The 18,526-nt window shown below is 73.6% G+C and carries 4 protein-coding genes; all 4 read right to left on the bottom strand.

Features of this window, described 5'->3' with window-relative positions; translation table 11 throughout:
* Positions 1-26: 26 nt before the first annotated feature.
* The 4 genes from GUY59_RS28390 to GUY59_RS47655 all read right to left on the bottom strand — a co-directional run bounded on the left by GUY59_RS28390 (position 27) and on the right by GUY59_RS47655 (position 18,457).
* Positions 27-1,460, bottom strand: coding sequence for an isochorismate synthase (locus GUY59_RS28390; protein WP_138207309.1), 1,434 nt, complete (start codon positions 1,458-1,460; stop codon positions 27-29).
* A gap of 26 nt (positions 1,461-1,486) precedes the next feature.
* Entirely contained in the window at positions 1,487-3,073 is a 1,587-nt protein-coding gene (locus tag GUY59_RS28385) for a (2,3-dihydroxybenzoyl)adenylate synthase (protein ID WP_138207311.1), read from the bottom strand.
* A gap of 61 nt (positions 3,074-3,134) precedes the next feature.
* Positions 3,135-12,857 carry a type I polyketide synthase gene (locus GUY59_RS49070; protein WP_161714741.1) on the bottom strand — a complete coding sequence of 3,241 codons (9,723 nt, stop codon included), beginning with the start codon at positions 12,855-12,857 and terminating at the stop codon, positions 3,135-3,137.
* Positions 12,858-12,889: 32 nt separating this feature from the next.
* Positions 12,890-18,457, bottom strand: coding sequence for an SDR family NAD(P)-dependent oxidoreductase (locus GUY59_RS47655; RefSeq protein WP_330849209.1), 5,568 nt, complete (start codon positions 18,455-18,457; stop codon positions 12,890-12,892).
* Positions 18,458-18,526: the final 69 nt, after the last annotated feature.

The following is an 18,526-nucleotide window of genomic DNA, read 5'->3' as shown; positions in this document are numbered from 1 at the left end:
CGGTCGCGCGTACGGTTCCCACACCTTCAGTCAAGATCTTTGCACTCGGCCCGTCTATATGGTGCCCTTTCGGATAAAGGAACCGCCAGTGCATTGAGCATGGGACGGAACTTCAACCGGGTCTCCTCCAGCTCTGCGTCCGGGTCGGAACCCGCCACGATCCCGCAGCCGGCGTACAACGTGGCGGTGCCCTCGTCCAGGTGGGCCGAGCGGATGGCCACCGCGAAGTCGCCCTCCTGCTCGTCGTTCATCCACCCGACCGGGCCCGCGTACCAGCCCCTGTCGAAGGGCTCGGCCTCGCCCAGCCACTCCAGTGACGCCCGCCGCGGCTGCCCGCCGACGGCGGGCGTGGGGTGCAGCCGCTCGACCAGGTCGAGCACGCTGGCCGACTCGGGGTCGGCGACCTCGCCGACGATCCGGCTGTGCAGATGCCGCAGGTTCGGCAGGTCCAGCACGTGCGGCTCGTCCGGCACCGTGACGGTGTCGCACACCTCCTCGAACGCGCGCCGCAACGTCGCGGTGACGATCTTCTGCTCGCGCCGGGACTTGTCGTCCTCCATCAGCGCCGCGCGCAGGCACGCGTCCTCGGCCGGGGTCGCCCCCCTGGGCATGGACGCCGCCAGGCTCATCGACTCGGCCCGCCCGCCGCGCAGGCTGACCAGCCGCTCCGGCGTGGCGCCGACGAAGGCCTGCCCGTACGCGGCCACGGCGAACGCGGTGCTGCCCGGCTGCGTGTCGAGCAGCGTCCCCATGACCGAGGCCAGGTCGTAGCCGCAGGGCGAGCTCACCCGCAGCTGCCGAGCCAGCACCGCCTTGTCGAACCTGCCGCGCCTGATCTGCTCGACGGTGTGCGCGACCAGCGCCTTCCACTCCGACGCCGACGGGATTTCCACCAGATTCGTACCCGCGAGCTGAGGGCTCGGGCATGGGCGCACCCCTGCGGCGGCGAGCAGGGTGGTGGCGTCCGCGACCGTGCGCGCGGGACCGTCCGGCGTGGTGCCGCGAGGGTCGACGCACACGCTCAGCGCGAGCGTCGCCCTGCCGTCCTCCTGCGTGATGAGCACGCGCGGCACCCACATCAGCGCCTCCGGCAACGAGCCGGGACGCGGCGCGAAGGCGAACCCGCCGACCAGCGCCGGCACACCACGCGCGCCAGGACCGCCCGCCACCGCGGTCCTCGCCGTCTTCTCCCAGCCGCGCCGGATGCCGGCGAACCTGTCCCGGCCGACGTGGGTGAAGTCGGTGGCGCTGCCCATGGCCATGACACTGGTCTGCGGCGACACCCAGACGAAGGTGCGCGTGGACCGCTCGAACAACGGCCTGAGCAGCCCGGCCGGGTCGAAGGGGCCGATGTCCTGGCGCCAGACCGCCAGGGCAGGGCACGCGTTGTTGCGCGCCTCGATGGTCGCTTTGGCGTGAACTTCCAGGAATCCCTGCAGGTCGATGTCTGCGACGTGCATCGGCGTCGTCCTCTGCGAGCGTGGGGTCAGTGGAACATGCCGGCGAGCGTCTTCTTGCTGACCTTGCCGAGCGGGGTGAGCGGGAGTCGCGGGACGATTTCCAGACGGTCGGGGGACTTGAAGGCCGCGACACCGCGGTCACGCAGGAAGGCGGCGAGCTCGGCCAGCGTCGGCGGCGTGCCGCGGGGCACCACGCAGGCGCAGCTGCGCTCGCCGAGCACGTCGTCAGGCAGGCCCACCAGGGCGACCTCCCTGACACTGGGATGGGCGAGCAGGTGGTTCTCCACCTCCTCGGCCGCGATCTTCTCGGCTCCCCGGTTGATCTGGTCCTTGACCCGCCCCTCGAAGATCAGGTGTCCGGTCGGCAGCAGCCGCACCAGGTCTCCTGTCCGGTAGAACCCGTCGGCGGTGAACGTCTTCGCGTTGTGCTCGGGCGCCCGGTAGTAGCCGCGCACCGTGTACGGGCCGCGCGCCAGCAGCCGGCCCACCTCGCCGGGCGCGACGTCGTTGTCGTCCTCGTCCACGACCCGGACCTCGTCCGCCGGGGAGACGGGCAGCCCCTGGCTGACGAGCACCACGTCCTGCGGGTCGTCCCACCGGTGGAACCCGCACAACCCCTCGGCCATGCCGAAGGCCTGCTGGAGCCGGCACCCGAGCGCCGGCTCCACCCGCCGGGCCATCTCGGGCTGGAGCTTCGTCCCGCCGATCGTGACCCGCCGCAGGCTGGACAGGTCGTACTCGTCCCACTCTGCCGCCTCCATCCACAGCAGCGCCGCCCCAGGGATCAGTCCGGTCTCGGTCACTCTTTCCCGTTCGATGAGTGGGAAAGCCTCGTCCGGGCTGGGTCCCGGGGCGAGCACGAGCGTGCCGGCCGCGTGGAAGGTGGCCAGCAGTCCGTGGGTCAGCGGCCAGTTGTGGCTCAGCGGCAGGCTCACCAGGTGGACGGTCTCCTCGCCGTAGTCGCACGCCTCGGCCACCGCGCGCCCGCTGTACGACCATTCCTGGTGGGCGCGCGGCACCAGCTTCGGCACGCCCGTCGTACCGCCGGACAGCAGGAACAGCGCCACGCCCGCGGGGTCGGGCCTCGGCAGGCCGGCCGGCTCCCCGTCCAGGGGCAGCGCGGTGAAGTCTCCCGGATCCCCCGCGACCAGCACGTGCTTGAGCGTGGGCACCCGCGCCGTCACCTCCGCGGCCAGCTCCCGGTAGTCGAACCCGACGTGCACGTCCGGGATGACGTACGCCACCGCGTCGGTGAACTCGCAGAAGTACGTGATCTCGCTGCTGCGGTGGGCCGGCAGCGCCAGGACCGGCTGGGCGCCGATCCTGAACAGCGCGAACATCAGCGTGACCAGCTCCGGGATGTTCGGCAGCTGCACGACGACGCGGTCTCCCGGGCCGATGCCGATCCGGTGCAGACCGGCCGCCATCCGGTCGGTCCTGGCGTCCAGCTCGGCGTAGCTCCACCGCTCCTCCCCCGCCACGAGCGCGGTCTTGCCGGGATGCGAGCGGGCCAGCCCGCCCAGCAGCTCGCCCAGCGTCTCGTCGCGCCAGTAGCCGGCCGCACGGTAACGTTCGGCGAACTCCTCCGGCCAGGGGGTGCATCCATCCTGCACAGGTCCGTCCTTTCCTCGGCGGGGGCCGTCATGGCCCGACCGCGATCTCAGCCGGGATGGCTCAGCTCATGGCCTCGGCGAGCAGGTGCTCGGCCAACTCGGCAGGGGTCGGATAGTCGTAGATCGCGTCGGCCGCCACCTCGATGCCGGTCAGCTCGACGAGCCGGTTGCGCAGCTCCACCGCGGCCATCGAGGAGAAGCCGAGCTCGAAGAACTCCGCGTCCTGCTCCACCGCGTCGGGCAGCGGCAACTGCAGGATTGCCGCGGCCTCCCCGCGCACCACGCCGAGCACGATGTCGCGGTGCTCGTCCTCCGGGCTGTCGGACAACAGCCGGCGGAAGGCCGCGGCGTCGTCGACCGCCTCGCCGGACTCGTCGTCCGTCCCGGCCGCCTGCGGGATCTCCTCCAGCAGCCGTACGTGTCCGTCCGCGTGGAGCGCGGCCCAGTCGGGGTCGGCGACGACGAGCGTCCTGTCGCCCTGATGCAGGGCCTGGCGGATGGCCGACACGGCGTCCCCTGGCTCCTTCAGCCCGGCGGCCACGGCCAGCGCGGGGTGTCCCGCGGCGGACCGCTCCTCCGCCAGCGCGGCGAAGAACTCGTACGCCTGCGCGCCGTCCCCGCCCCAGGCGGCCCGCGCCGGGGCCGGCATCACGAAGACCGGCACGCCCGCGGTCCTGGCCGGCCCGTCCAGGGCGCGGGCCGCCTCCGCGGTCGTACACACCACCGCGGTCACCGCCCCACCCTGCCCGTCCACCCCGGCCGCGTGGCCGTTCACGCCGGCCCTTCCGCCCGCGTGCCCGTTCATCCCGGCCCCTCCGGCCCCATGCCCGTTCACGCCGGGCCCGCCGGCCGCGTGGCCGTTGACCACGGTGGCCGGGATCAGGAGGGACGCGGCTGCGGCGAGGCCGGCCTGGACGGTCACGCCCGGCTCCCCTTCGAGGCCCGTGGCGGGTTCGGTGAGGACGACCCGGTCCGCGCCGTTGCGGGCGGCCCATCTGGCCAGTTCCGTGGCGGTCTCGTCGAGGGGTCCCGCCAGCAGGACCGTGCCTCCCGGCCGCCACTCGCGACCGAGCGGGGTGCCGCGCGGCGGCGCGGGCCGCAGCCTGCGGGCGAAGACCCCGCCGGAACGTACGGCCAGCTCGGACTCGCCCGTCAGACCGGACAGGACCCCGCACAACCGGCGGATCACCTGGTCGTCGAGCCCGGCCGGCAGGTCGATCATCCCTCCGCCCCGCAGCCGCCCCGCACCGGACGTGCCCCGGAGGGCGCCCCAGTCCTCAGCGGTGTCCGGACCGGCCACGCGGTCGGACGGCACCACCTGGATCGCGCCGCGGGTGAGGAACCAGACCGGCGCCGGCCCGTCGGGGACCGCCGGAGCCCGCACGCCCTCCGACAGTAGGCACACGATGCCCGCCACACCACCACCGGCCGAGGCGGAAGAGCCGGACATGTCGGGCAGCACCGGACAGCCGCCGGAAGAGCCGGCGGGCAGCACCACGGTGTGCGCGCCGTGAGCGGCGAGCCCGGCCGCCAGAGCCTGCGCCGGGGCGGCGTCGCCCGCCACCACCAGCCACGTGCCCGACAGCGACGGCGAGGGCAGGTCGGTGATGGGACGCCAGCCGAGCTGGTAGCGCACGTCTCCATGGCGCGCGCCGTCCTGCCCGCCACCCGGGCCGCGCAGCCGGGCGAGCGCGGGCAGCAGGTCGGCGACCGTGGAGCCGCTCTCCAGGCCGAGCACCGCGAGCAGGCCGTCGAGGTCGTCGCGGCCGACGGCGTCCCAGAGCCCCTGGTCGGGCCGTACGTCCTCCTCCTGGCGAGGCGGGTCCGGCCAGTACCGCTGACGCTGGAAGGGGTAGGTGGGCAGCGCCACGGCCTGTCCCGAGCCGACCACGGCCGCCCAGTCGACGCCCACCCCGTTCGTGTACGCGTGGGCCAGGGCCTCGATGAGCGTGCCGGTCTCGCCCCGGTCGCGGCGCAGCGCGGGAGCGGCGACCCCGGTCCAGCCGTCCAGGCAGTCCTTCACCATGGCGGACAGCACCGCGTCGGGGCCGAGCTCGATGAAGGTGGACACGCCCTGGTCGCGCAGGGTCCGTACGCCGTCGCAGAAGCGCACGGCCTGCCGCAGGTGGCGGGCCCAGTACTCGGGCGAGGTCAGCTCCTCCACGGTGGCGAGCTCGCCGGTGACGTTGGAGACGACGGGGATCTCGGGCGGCCGGAAGTCCAACCCGCGGGCGACGTTCACGAATTCCTCGATCGCCGGCTCCATCAGCGGCGAGTGGAAGGCGTGACTGACGGTCAGCCGCCTGGTCTTGCAGCCGCGCGAGGCGAGCTGCTCGGCCAGCTCCAGCACGCTCACCTCGTCGCCGGACAACACCAGCGACGAGGGGCCGTTGACGGAGGCGATGCCGACGCGCTCCTCGTGCCCGGCCAGCAGCGGCAGCACGTCCTCCTCGGTCGCGCCGCGCACCGAGACCATGGCGCCGCCGGGCGGCAGCGCCTGCATGAGGCCGCCCCTCGCGGCCACGAGCGTGACCGCGTCGTCCAGCGACAACACGCCGGCGACGTGCGCGGCGGCGATCTCACCGATCGAGTGGCCGGCCAGGAAGTCGGCTCGTACGCCCCACGCCTCCAGGCAGCGGAACAGGGCCACCTCGACGGCGAACAGGGCGGCCTGGGTGTACCGGGTCTGGGCGAGCAGATCGGCGTCGCCGGTGACGACCGCGTGCAGGGGCCGGTCGAGGTGCCGGTCGAAGCGGGCGCAGACCTCGTCGAAGGCCGCGGCGTACTCGGGGTAGGCCGCGTACAGCTTCTCCCCCATGCCCGGCCGCTGGCTGCCCTGGCCGGTGAACAGGTACGCCGTGCGCCCCCGGGCGGCCGAACCGGTGATCACGTTGTCGGCGGGGGTGCCCGCGAGCGCGGCCTCCAGCCCGGCGGCGAGCTCGTCGCGGGTGGCCCCCAGGACGACCGCACGCCGCTTGAACGAGGCCCGCGTCGTGGCCAGCGACCAGGCGACGTCCGTGGCCCGCTGGCCGGCGCCCACGTGGTCGCGGAGCCTGCGGGCCTGCGCCTTCAGCGCCTCCGCGCTCTTGGCCGACAACACCCACGGGATGACCGGGCGCGTGGCCTCCACGGGCGGCGCGGGCCTGTCCTGCTCCGTGGGCTGCTCGATGATGACGTGGGCGTTGGTGCCGCTGATGCCGAACGACGAGATGCCGGCGCGGCGCGGCCTGCCCGTCTCCGGCCACGGGATGGACTCGGTGAGCACCTTGACCGCGCCCGCGTCCCATGCGACGTGGGTGGTGGGCTCGTCCACGTGCAGCGTCCGCGGCAGCACGCCGTGCCGCATGGCCATCACCATCTTGATGATGCCGGCGACGCCGGCGGCGGCCTGCGTGTGGCCGAGGTTCGACTTCACCGAGCCGAGCCAGAGCGGCCGGTCCTCGGGCCGGTCCTGGCCGTACGTGGCGACGACGGCCTGCGCCTCGATCGGGTCGCCCAGCGTGGTGCCGGTGCCGTGGCCCTCGACGGCGTCCACGTCGGCGGTGGTCAGCCGCGCGTCGGCCAGCGCCTCCTCGATGAGCCGCTGCTGCGAGGGGCCGTTGGGGGCGGTCAGCCCGTAGCTGGCGCCGTCCTGGTTGATCGCGGTGCCGCGCACAACGGCCAGGATCGGGTGGCCGTTGCGCTGGGCGTCGGAGAGCCGCTCGACCAGCAGCAGGCCCACGCCCTCCGCCCAGCCGGTGCCGTCGGCGCCCGACGCGAACGACTTGCAGCGGCCGTCGGGGGCGAGGCCGCGCTGGCGGCTGAAGTCGACGAACACGCTCGGGGTGGAGAGCACGGTGACGCCGCCTGCCAGGGCGAGCGAGCACTCGCCGCGCCGCAGCGCCTGGATCGCCATGTGCAGGGCCACCAGCGACGAGGAGCAGGCCGTGTCGATGGTGACCGACGGGCCCTCGAACCCGAACGTGTACGACACGCGCCCGGAGGCGACGCCCGCCGAGATGCCGGTGCCGACCAGGCCCTCCAGGTCGCTCGTGGGGTTCTGCAGGTGGAAGCCGTAGTCGTGGTACATCAGGCCGACGTACACGCCGGTCTTGCTGCCGCGCAGCGTGCCGGGGTCGATGCCGGCGTTCTCCATCGCCTCCCACGAGCCCTCCAGCAGCAGGCGCTGCTGCGGGTCCATGGCCACGGCCTCGCGCGGCGAGATGCTGAAGAACGCCGGGTCGAACGTGGTGGCGTCGTAGACGAAGCCTCCCTCGCGGGTGTACGTGGTGCCGGGGTGCTCCGGGTCGGGGTGGTAGAGCTCGTCCAGGTTCCAGTTGCGGTCGGCGGGGAACATCGACATCGCGTCGCCGCCCTCGGCCACCAGGTTCCACAACCCCTCGGGGTCGGTGACGCCGCCGGGCAGCCGGCAGCTCATGCCGACGATGACGATCGGCTCTTCCTCGCCGGACTGCGTCCTGGCCGAGACGGCCGATTTGGGGCCGTCGAGCAGCCGGGTCCGCAGATATTCGACCAGGCCGGCGGGTGTCGGGTAGTCGAAGACGAGGGTGGCGGGCAGCCGCAGGCCGGTGGCCGCGTTCATGCGGTTGCGGAACTCGACGGCTGTCAGCGAGTCGAACCCGGCCTCGTTGAAGGGGCGGTCCTGCTCGACGGCGCTGGGGTCGCGGTAGCCGAGCACGGTGGCCACCTGACCGAGCACGAGGTCGAGCAGCACCCTCGCGTGCTCGGACTCCGGCATGCGGGCCAGGCGCTCGCGCAGCTCCGACGCGGCGGCCGGGTCGTTGCCGACCACCCGCCGCTTCGACGTGGGGACCAGCTCCTGCAGGATCGTCGGCAGCGCCCCGAACTGGGCGGCCATCCGCAGCGCCGCGAACTCCAGCCGGATCGGCACCAGCGCCGCCCGGTCGGCCGCGCAGGCCGCGTCCAGCAGGGCGAGCCCGTCGGCGGTGGTCAACGGCGCGACGCCGGTGCGGGCCAGCCGCGCCCTGTCGGTCTCGCTGAGCCTGCCGGTGAGCCCGCTGTCCTGCTCCCACAGGCCCCACGCCAGCGACAGCGCGGGCAGGCCGAGCCGCCTGCGCCGCTCGGCGAGCGCGTCGACGAACGCGTTGGCGGCCGCGTAGTTGCCCTGGCCCGGCCCGCCGAAGACACCGGCCGCCGAGGAGAACAGCACGAACGCGGTCAGCGGCAGGTCTTCGGTCAGCTCGTGCAGGTTCAGCACGGCGTCGGCCTTGGCCCGCAGCACGGTGTCGATCCGCTCCGGCGTCAGCGCGGACAGGACGCCGTCGTCCAGGGCGCCGGCGGTGTGCACGACGCCGGTCAGCGGATGCTCGGCGGGGACGCCGGCCAGCACGTCCGCCAGGGCCTGCCGGTCGGCGGCGTCGCAGGAGGTGACGGTGACGTCGGCGCCGAGCGCGGTCAGCTCGGACATCAGCTCGGCCGCGCCTTCCGCGGCGGGGCCGCGGCGGCTGATCAGCAGCAGATGGCGGATGCCGTGCTCGCTCACCAGGTGGCGGGCGACGATCCCGCCGAGGGTGCCGGTGCCGCCGGTGATCAGTACGGTCCCATCGGGGTCCCACGAGGCGGCGACGGGCCGCCCTTCCTCGGGTTCACCGGTGCGCTGCCGGGACAGCCGGGGCACCAGGGCCTCACCCTCGGCGAGCGCGACCTGGGGTTCGCCGGACGCGACGGCGGCCGGGACGGCCTGCCACGAGGCGTCGGTGCCGTCGACGTCGAGCAGGACGAAACGGCCGGGGTTCTCCGACTGCGCCGAGCGGATCAGCCCCCACACCGCGGCGGCCGGCAGGTCGCCTCCGTTGGCCATGCCACCCTGGGTGACGACGACCAGGGGCACGTCGGCGTACCGTTCCTGGGCGAGCCACGACTGGGCGGCGGCCAGCACCTCGCTGGTCGCGCTGCGGGCTCCCGCCGCCGGATCGGCTCCGGGGTCGGGGGCGCACACCAGGAACGCCAGGTGCGGCGTGGCGCCGTCCGGGTCGAGGGCGCTCACCTGCGCTCCCGCCGCTTCGAGCGCGGCCGTGAGCCGGGTGTCGTCGCCGCCGGCGATCGCGTACCGCGCGCCGTCGTGCCCGGCGCCCGGCCGGGAGGCCGGGCCTGCGGGCACCCAGTCGAGGGCGAACAGGGCGTCGCGCAGCGGGTCGGCGGCCGCCTTGAGGTCGGCCGCGGCCATGGCGCGGACGACCAGCGAGTCCACGGAGGCGACGGGCGCGCCGGTGGCGTCGGCGACCTCGATCCGCACCGCGTTCGCGCCCTCGGGCGCGAGCCGGACCCGCAGCGTGGCGGCGCCGGTGGCGGCCAGGCGCACGCCGGTCCAGGCGAACGGCAGCACGGGCCCGCCGGTGGCCTGGGCGGGGAAGAAGTCGCCCACGGCGAGCGGCTGCAGCGCCGCGTCGAGCAGCGCCGGGTGCAGCCCGAAGCCGCCGGTCTCGGTGCCTTCCGGCAGGGCGACCTCGGCGAACAGCTCCCGGTCGCGCCGCCACACGGCCTGTACGCCGCGGAAGGCGGGACCGTAGTCGACGCCGATGCCCGACAGCAGCTCGTACACGCCGTCGGCGCCGACGGCGGTCGCTCCGGCGGGCGGCCACGACGTCTCGGCGAAGGCGGCCGTACCGGTGTCCTTGGCGAGGAAGCCGGTGGCGTGCCGGGTCCACGGCTCGTCGTCGAGCCGGGAGTGGATGGTCAGCACCCGCCGCCCGTCCTCGTCGGACGCGCCCACGGCCACCTGCACCTGGACGCCGCCGCGCTCGGGCAGGACCAGCGGGGCCTGCAGGGTCAGCTCCTCCAGCAGGTCGCAGCCGGCCTCGTCGCCGGCCCTGACGGCCAGCTCCACGAATGCGGTGCCGGGCAGCAGCACCTGCCCGTTGACCAGGTGGTCGGCCAGCCACGGGTGGGTCTTCAGCGACAGCCGGCCGGTGAGCAGCACGCCCTCGCCGTCGGCCAGCGACACGGTGGCCGCCAGCAGCGGGTGCCCGGCCTGGCCCATACCGAGCTGGTTGAGGTCGGCGTTCGCCTGGATGCTCTTCGGCCAGTACGGCTCGCGCTCGAAGGCGTAGGTGGGCAGGTCGACCCGGCGGGGACGGGCGGGGGCGTAGGCCTGCTCCCAGTCGACCGCCACGCCGCGTACCCACAGCTCCGCCGCGCTCGCCCACAACCTGCGCAGGCCGCCGTCGTCGCGGCGCAACGTGCCGACCGACACCGCCTCGCCACCCGACTCCTCCAACGTCTCACGCGTGCCGATCTGCAGCACCGGATGGGCGCTGGCCTCCACGAAGAACCGATGCCCCGACTCCGCCAGGGCACTGACCGCCGACGCGAACCACACGGTCTGCCGCAGGTTCTCATACCAGTACGCGCCGTCGGCCTCCATCCCGGACAACCAGTCCCGCCGGACCGTGGAATACCAGGCCACCCGCGCCTCCCGAGGAGCGACCGGAGCCAGCAACCGGCCCAGCTCATCCTGGACAGACTCCACATGCGCCGAGTGCGAGGCATAATCCACCTCGATCCGCCTGGCCCGCACCCCCACACCCTCACAGTGCGCCAGCAACTCATCGACAGCGTCCACATCACCCGACACCACCGTCGAAGCAGGACCGTTCACCGCCGCCACCGACAACCGGCCACCCCAGCCCGTCAGCAGCTCCCCCACCTCGACCGAACCCAGCGGCACCGACGCCATACCACCACGCCCGGCCAAAGCGACGATCGCCTGACTACGCAACGCCACCACCCGAGCGCCGTCCTCCAACGACAACGCACCCGCCACCACCGCAGCCGCGATCTCACCCTGCGAATGCCCCACCACCGCAGCCGGAACAACCCCCAGCGAACGCCACACCTGCGCCAAAGACACCATCACAGCCCACAACACCGGCTGCACCACATCCACCCGGTCATAACCCGGCTGACCGTCCTCACCACGCAACACACCCGTCAACGACCAACCCACGAACGGAGCCAGCGCCGCCTCACACTCAGCCATCCGCGCCGCGAACACCGGCGAACCCTCCAGCAGCTCCACCCCCATACCGAGCCACTGCGACCCCTGACCAGGAAAGACGAACACCGTCTTACCGGCCGAACCGGCCACCCCCTGCACCACGTCGGGTACCGGCGAACCGTCCGCCAGGCCGTCCAGACCGGCCAGCAGCTCATCGCGGTCGGAGCCCACCACGACGGCGCGGTGGTCGAAGGCCGTCCGGCTGGTCAGCAGCGACCAGCCGACGTCGGCCGGGCCGTCGCCGGGACGGGAACGCGTCCACGAGGCCAGCCGCCCGGCCTGCCGCCGCAGGCTCTCCGCGCCGCGCCCCGACAACAACCAGGGCAGCGCCGGTGGCTCCTGGCGCGGCTCGTCCTCGGCCGGCGGCGCGGCGGCCGGCAGGGCCGGCGCCTCCTCGATGATCACGTGCGCGTTGGTGCCGCTCATGCCGAACGACGACACGCCGGCCCTGCGCGGCTCCGCGCCGGCCGGCCACGGCTGGGCGTCCGTCAGGAGCTCCACCGCGCCCTTCGACCAGTCGATGTGCTCCGAGCGCTCCTCCGCGTGCAGGGTCGCGGGCAGCACGCCGTTGCGCAGCGCCATCACCATCTTGATGACGCCCGCCGCGCCGGCGGCGGCCTGCGCGTGGCCGATGTTGGTCTTCACCGACCCGAGCCAGAGCGGGCGCTCCTCCGGCCGGTCCTGGCCGTAGGTGGCGATGAGCGCCTGCGCCTCGATCGGGTCGCCCAGCTCGGTGCCCGTGCCATGCGCCTCCACGGCGTCCACCTGGACGGGCGCGAGCCTGGCGTCGGCGAGGGCCGCGCGGATGACGCGCTGCTGGGACGGGCCGTTCGGCGCCGTGAGCCCGTTGCTGGCGCCGTCCTGGTTGATAGCCGAGCCGCGGACGACGGCCAGCACGGGGTGGCCGTTGCGGCGGGCGTCCGACAGGCGCTCGACCAGGAGCACGCCCGCGCCCTCGGCGAGCGCCATGCCGTCGGCGGCCGCCGAGAACGCCTTCGAGCGGCCGTCCTTGGCCAGCGCGCGCACCCGGCTGAAGCCGATGAACGTGCCGGGCGACGACAACACGGTGACCGCTCCTGCCAGCGCCAGCGAGCAGTCGCCGTTGCGCAGCGCCCGTACCGCCAGGTGCAGCGCCACCAGCGACGACGAGCAGGCCGTGTCGATCGTGACGGCCGGCCCCTCCAGGCCCAGCGTGTACGAGATGCGGCCGGACACCACGCTCGTGGCGACGCCGGTCATCAGGTAGCCCTGCAGCTCGGGCGGCGCCTGCGTCATCAGCGTGAGGAACTCGGAGCTGTTGGCCCCCACGAACACGCCGGTCCTGCTGCCGTGCAGGGCGGCCGGGTCGATGCCGGCCCGCTCGATCGCCTCCCACGACGTCTCCAGCAGGAGCCGCTGCTGCGGGTCCATCGCCTGCGCCTCGCGCGGCGAGATGCCGAAGAACGCCGGGTCGAACGTCGTGACGTCCTTCACGAAGCCGCCCTCGCGGACGTACGAGGTGCCGAACGCGTCGGGGTCGGGGTTGTACATCGACTCCAGGTCCCAGCCGCGGTCGTCGGGCAGGCCCGAGATGGCGTCGGCCCCGCCGGACACGATCCGCCACAGGTCCTCGGGGCTCTCGATCTCCCCGGGGTAGCGGCATCCGATGCCGACGATGGCGATCGGCTCGTGCTCCTTGTCCTCGGCCGCCTGCAGCCGCTTCTTGCTGTCGTGGAGCTCGGTCGTCACCCGCTTGAGATATTCGACGAGCTGTTCCTCTGTCGCCATGGTGTGCCTTCCTAGCCGTCGGTGACGCCTGCTCAGGAGAGTCCGAGTTCGCTGTCGATGAAGTTGATGATCTCGTCGGCGGTCGCCGAGCTGAGCTGGCCCGCCACGTCCTCGGCGGCGGTGTCGGCCTCGTGGTGCCGTTCCTTCCACGAGAAGGCCAGCTGTTCGAGCCGGGAGGTGATCTCCCCGGCGGTGCCGCATCCGGCCGCCATGACGGCCAGCCGGGCCTCGATCCGGTCGAGTTCGGCCAGGATCTGCTGCTCGGCGCTGTGGGCCGGCGGCGCCAGCTCCTCCAGCAGGTGCCCGGCGAGCGCGGCGGAGTTCGGGTAGTCGAAGACCAGCGAAGCCGGCAGCCGCAGCCCGGTGACCGTCTTCAGGCGGTTGCGCAGCTCCACGGCCGTCAGCGAGTCGAACCCGATCTCCTTGAACGCCCGCGCCGGTTCGACCGCCTCGGGCCCGGGGAAGCCGAGCACCGCGGCGACGTGGCCGCGTACGAGGTCGAGCAGCATCGGCAGCCGGTCGTCGTCCGGCAGGGCGGCCAGCCGGTCGGTGAGGGACTCGCCCTGTGGCGTCTCGGCCGCCACCACCACCCGGCGGGTGGCGATGCGCACCAGGCCGCGGAACATCGGGTGCCCGAAGCCCTTGGCCGCTCCCGCGCGCAGCGTCGCGAGGTCGAGGTTGATCGGTACGAGCGCCGCCTCGTCCACGCCGAGTGCCCGGTCGAACAGGTCGAGGCCCTGCTCGATGCCGAGCGCTCCCATGCCGGACCGGCTGAGCCTGCCCAGGTCGGCCTCGTCGAGGTGCCCGGTCATGCCGCTGCCGCTCTGCGGCGTCCACAGGCCCCAGGCCAGGGACGTCCCGGCCAGGCCGTGGGCGCGGCGGTGCTGGGCGAGCGCGTCCAGGAACGTGTTGGCCGCCGCGTAGTTGCCCTGCCCCGGGCTGCCGAGCACGCCGGCCGCGCCCGAGTACAGGACGAACTGGGCCAGGTCGAGGTGCGCGGTCAGCTCGTGCAGGTTGACGGCCGCGTCCACCTTCGGGCGCAGCACGGCCGCGACCCGTTCCGGCGTGAGCGACGAGATCATGCCGTCGTCGAGCACGCCCGCCGTGCTGACGACACCGGTGAGCGGGTGCTCGGCGGGGATCGCCGCGAGCAGCCCGGCCAGGGCGTCGCGGTCGGCGGCGTCGCAGGCGGCGATCCGTACGGTGGCGCCCAGCCCGGTCAGTTCCTCCTCCAGCGCCGCCGCGCCGTCGGCGGCGGGGCCGCGCCGGCCGGCCAGCACCAGGTGCCGTACGCCGTGCTCGGTGACCAGGCGGCGGGCGGCCATGGCGCCGAGCGCGCCGGTGCCGCCGGTGACGAGCACCGTGCCGTCGGGGTCGAACGCCGGCGGCGCGGTCAGCACGACCTTGCCGATGTGCCGGGCCTGGGCGACGTGCCGGAACGCCTCGGGGGCGCGGCGCACGTCCCAGGTCCGCAGCGGCGGGAGGCGGAGCGCGCCGCCGGCGAACAGCTCGGCGATCTCGGCCAGGATCTCGCCGGTGCGCTCCGGGGCGAGCAGGGTGAGGTCGAAGTTCTGGTAGCGAACCCCGGGCAGGCCGCCGGGGTCGCGTACGTCCGTCTTGCCCATCTCGATGAAGCGCCCGCCGGGCCGCAGCAGGCCGAGCGAGGCGTCCACGAAATCGCCCGCGAGGGAGTTGAGCACGACGTCCACGCCCGCGTCGAAGGTCTGGGCGAACTCCAGCGTCCTGGAGGAGGCGATGCGCTCCTCCGGAACTCCCAGCTCGCGTACCGCGGGCCACTTGGGCTCACTCGCCGTGCCGTACACCTCGGCGCCCAGGTGGTGGGCGAGCTGCACGGCGGCCATGCCGACGCCGCCGGCGGCGGCGTGCACGAGCAGCGACTCGCCGGCCTGGAGGCCGGCCAGGTCCACCAGCGCGTGGTAGGCGGTGACGAAGGCGATCGGCACGGACGCGGCCTGCGCGTACGACCAGCCGGCGGGGATGCGGGCGAGCATGCGGTGGTCGGCGACCGCCTGCTGGGCGAAACCGTCGATGATGCCCATCACCCGGTCGCCCGGCACGAAGGTGGTGACGTCGTCCGCCACCTCGATGACGACGCCGGCGCCCTCGCCGCCCATGGGCGCGTCGCCCGGGTACATGTCCAGGGCGATCAGCACGTCGCGGAAGTTCAGCCCCATGGCCCGGGTGCTGATGCGCACCTGGCCGGGAGCGAGCGGCGCGGCGGGCGCGGGGATCAGGGCGAGGTCGTCGACCGTGCCGCGGCTGGTCACGTCCAGCCGCCAGTTCGCAGCCCCGGCGGGCGGGACGAGCGCGCCGCCACTGCCCGGGCGGCCCAGGCGGGGCGCGTACGCGGTGCCCTTCCTGATCGCGAGCTGGGTCTCTCCCGTCGCGAGCGCGGCGGGCAGCGCACGGTACGACTCCGGGTCGCGGTCGAGGTCGGCGATGACGACCCGTTCGGGGGTCTCCGACTGCGCGGACCTGACCAGGCCCCAGACGGCGGCGTTGACCAGGTCCGCCACCTCGTCGTCCGCGGTGGCGCCGACCGCGCCGTGGGTGATGAGGACGAGCCTGGACGCCGGGTGGTCCTCGTCGGCCAGCCACGTCCGCAGCAGGTCGAGCACGTGGCTGGTCCGCTCGCGCACCGCCGCCGCCAGATCGCCGCCGTCCCCGCCTTCCAGCGGTACGGCCACCCAGTCGAGCACCTGCCCACCGGCGAGCAACCCGGCCACGGTGTCGTGCCTTTCCGCTGCGGTGGGAAGGGCCGACGGGTCGCCGACGACCGCCCACCGCTGCTCTCCCACGGGTTCGCCGGTGGGGACGGGCGCCCATTCGAGCGTGTAGAGCGCGTCGTCGTCCGTGTTGCGTACCGGCGTGCCGAGGTGGGCGGGCAGGGGGCGCAGGATCAGCGAGTCCACGTCGGCGACGGGAACGCCGGTGCCGTCGGTGACGGCCAGCGTCACGCGGTCGGCGTCGCGGGGCGTGAGCCGGACGCGGATCGAGGCGGCCCCGGTCGCGTGCAGCCGTACGCCGGTCCAGGCGAACGGCATGCGCGGCCCGTCCTCGGCGGTGGCCGCGTCGAGCGCGACGGTGTGCAGTGCCGCGTCGAGCAGCGCGGGGTGCAGCCCGAACCCGCCGGTGTCGGCGTCGTCCGGCAGCGCGACCTCGGCGAACAGTTCGTCGTCGCACCGCCACGCGGCCTTCAGACCCTGGAAGATCGGTCCGTAGCCGAGGCCGACCTCGCCGAGCCAGTCGTACAGGCCGTCCAGCGCGAGCGGCTGGGCGCCTTCGGGCGGCCAGGCGGCCGGCTGTTGTGCGGGAGGCGTCGTGGTCCCGGGGGCGAGCACGCCGGTGGCTTGGCAGGTCCACGGGTCGTCGGCGGCCCCGCCGTCGGGCCGGCTGTGCACGGTGAGCTGCCGGCGCCCGTCCTCGCCGGCCGCGCCGGCCGACAGCTGGAGCTGGACGGCGCCGCGCTCGGGCACGATGAGCGGCGCCTGGATGGTCAGCTCGTCAAGGACGCCGCAGCCGGCCTCGTCGCCCGCCCTGATGGCGAGGTCGACGAACGCCGTGCCGGGCAGCAGCACCTGGCCGTTGACCTTGTGGTCGGCCAGCCACGGGTGGGTTCTGAGCGACAACCTCCCGGTGAGCAGCACCGCGTCGGCATCGGCCAGCGAGACCGCCGCGCCGAGGAGGGGGTGTCCTGCCGCGCCGAGCCCGGCGGCGCCGACGTCGCCCGCGACCACGGTGCGCTCCTCCAGCCAGAAGTGCTGGTGTTGGAAGGCGTAGGTGGGCAGGTCGATGATCTGCGGGTGGGAGCCGGCGTAGGTCTGCGGCCAGTCGATCTCGACCCCGCGTACCCACAGCTCCGCCGCGCTCGCCCACAACCTGCGCAGACCACCGTCGTCACGGCGCAACGTGCCGCACGCCGTCACCTCACCACCCGCACGCTCGGCGCTCTCCTGCACCGCCATCGTCAACACCGGATGCGCACTGACCTCAACGAACACCCCGAAGCCCTGACCGGCCAGCACACCCACCGACGGCTCCAACCACACGGTCCGCCGCAGGTTCTCATACCAGTACGCGCCGTCCACCTCGGTCCCGGACAACCACTCCCGCCGCACCGTCGAATACCAGGCCACCTGCGCCTCACGCGGCGTGACCGCAGCCAGCAACCCGGCCAGCTCGTCCTGAATGGACTCCACATGCGCCGAATGCGAGGCATAATCCACCTCGATCCGCTTGGCCCGCACCCCCTGCCCTTCGCAGTGGGCCAGCAGCTCATCGATGGCGTCCACGTCACCGGACACCACCGTGGATGCGGGACCGTTCACCGCCGCGATGGACAGACGGCCCTCCCAGCGGGTCAGCAGCTCCCCCACCCCGGCCGAACCCAGCGGCACCGACGCCATACCACCACGCCCCGCCAAAGCGACGATCGCCTGACTACGCAACGCCACCACCCGAGCGCCGTCCTCCAACGACAACGCACCCGCCACCACCGCAGCCGCGATCTCACCCTGCGAATGGCCCACCACCGCAGCCGGAACCACCCCCAGCGAACGCCACACCTGCGCCAAAGACACCATCACGGCCCACAACACCGGCTGCACCACATCCACCCGGTCATAACCCGGCTGACCGTCCTCACCACGCAACACACCCGTCAACGACCAACCCACGAACGGAGCCAGCGCCGCCTCACACTCAGCCATCCGCGCCGCGAACACCGGCGAACCCTCCAGCAGCTCCACCCCCATACCGAGCCACTGCGACCCCTGACCAGGAAAGACGAACACCGTCTTACCGGCCGAACCGGCCACCCCCTGCACCACGGCCGAGGCAGCGCCTCCGGCCAGCTCACGCAGCCCCGCCACCAGCTCGTCGCGATCGCCGCCGATCACCACGGCGCGGTGATCGAACACCGACCGCGAAGCCACCAGCGAATGCGCCACATCCACCGGCCGCGCATCCGCCACCGCCTCGGCCAACCGGCCCGCCTGAGCCCGCAACGCCTCCGCGCTACGACCCGACACCACCCACGGCACCACCGAAGGCTCATCCACCGGCTCGGCCTCGACCTCGGCGGCCGTGGGCTCCTCCAGCACGATGTGGGCGTTCGTACCGCTCACGCCGAAGGAGGAGACGGCCGCGCGGCGGGGACGGTCGTGGCGATCCCACGGCCGGGGCTCCGCCAGGAGCTCGACCGCGCCGGCCGACCAGTCCACGTGCGGCGACGGCTCATCCACATGCAACGTCCGCGGCAACACCCCATGACGCAGCGCCATCACCATCTTGATCACACCCGCCACACCCGCAGCCGCCTGCGTATGACCGATGTTCGACTTCACCGACCCCAACCACAACGGCCGCTCACGACCCTGCCCATACGTCGCCAGCACCGCCTGAGCCTCAATCGGATCACCCAACGACGTACCCGTACCATGAGCCTCGACCGCATCCACCTCAGCAGCCGACACCCCCGCATTCGCCAACGCCTGACGAATCACCCGCTGCTGCGACGGACCATTCGGAGCCGTCAACCCATTACTCGCACCATCCTGATTCACCGCACTACCACGCACCACCGCCAACACCCGATGCCCGTTACGCTCCGCATCCGACAACCGCTCCACCAGCAGCACACCGACGCC

The organism is Nonomuraea sp. K271 (assembly GCF_009908215.1).
GTDB classification, from domain to species: Bacteria; Actinomycetota; Actinomycetes; order Streptosporangiales; family Streptosporangiaceae; genus Nonomuraea; species Nonomuraea longispora.
This window is presented reverse-complemented; position numbering and strand designations above follow the sequence as displayed.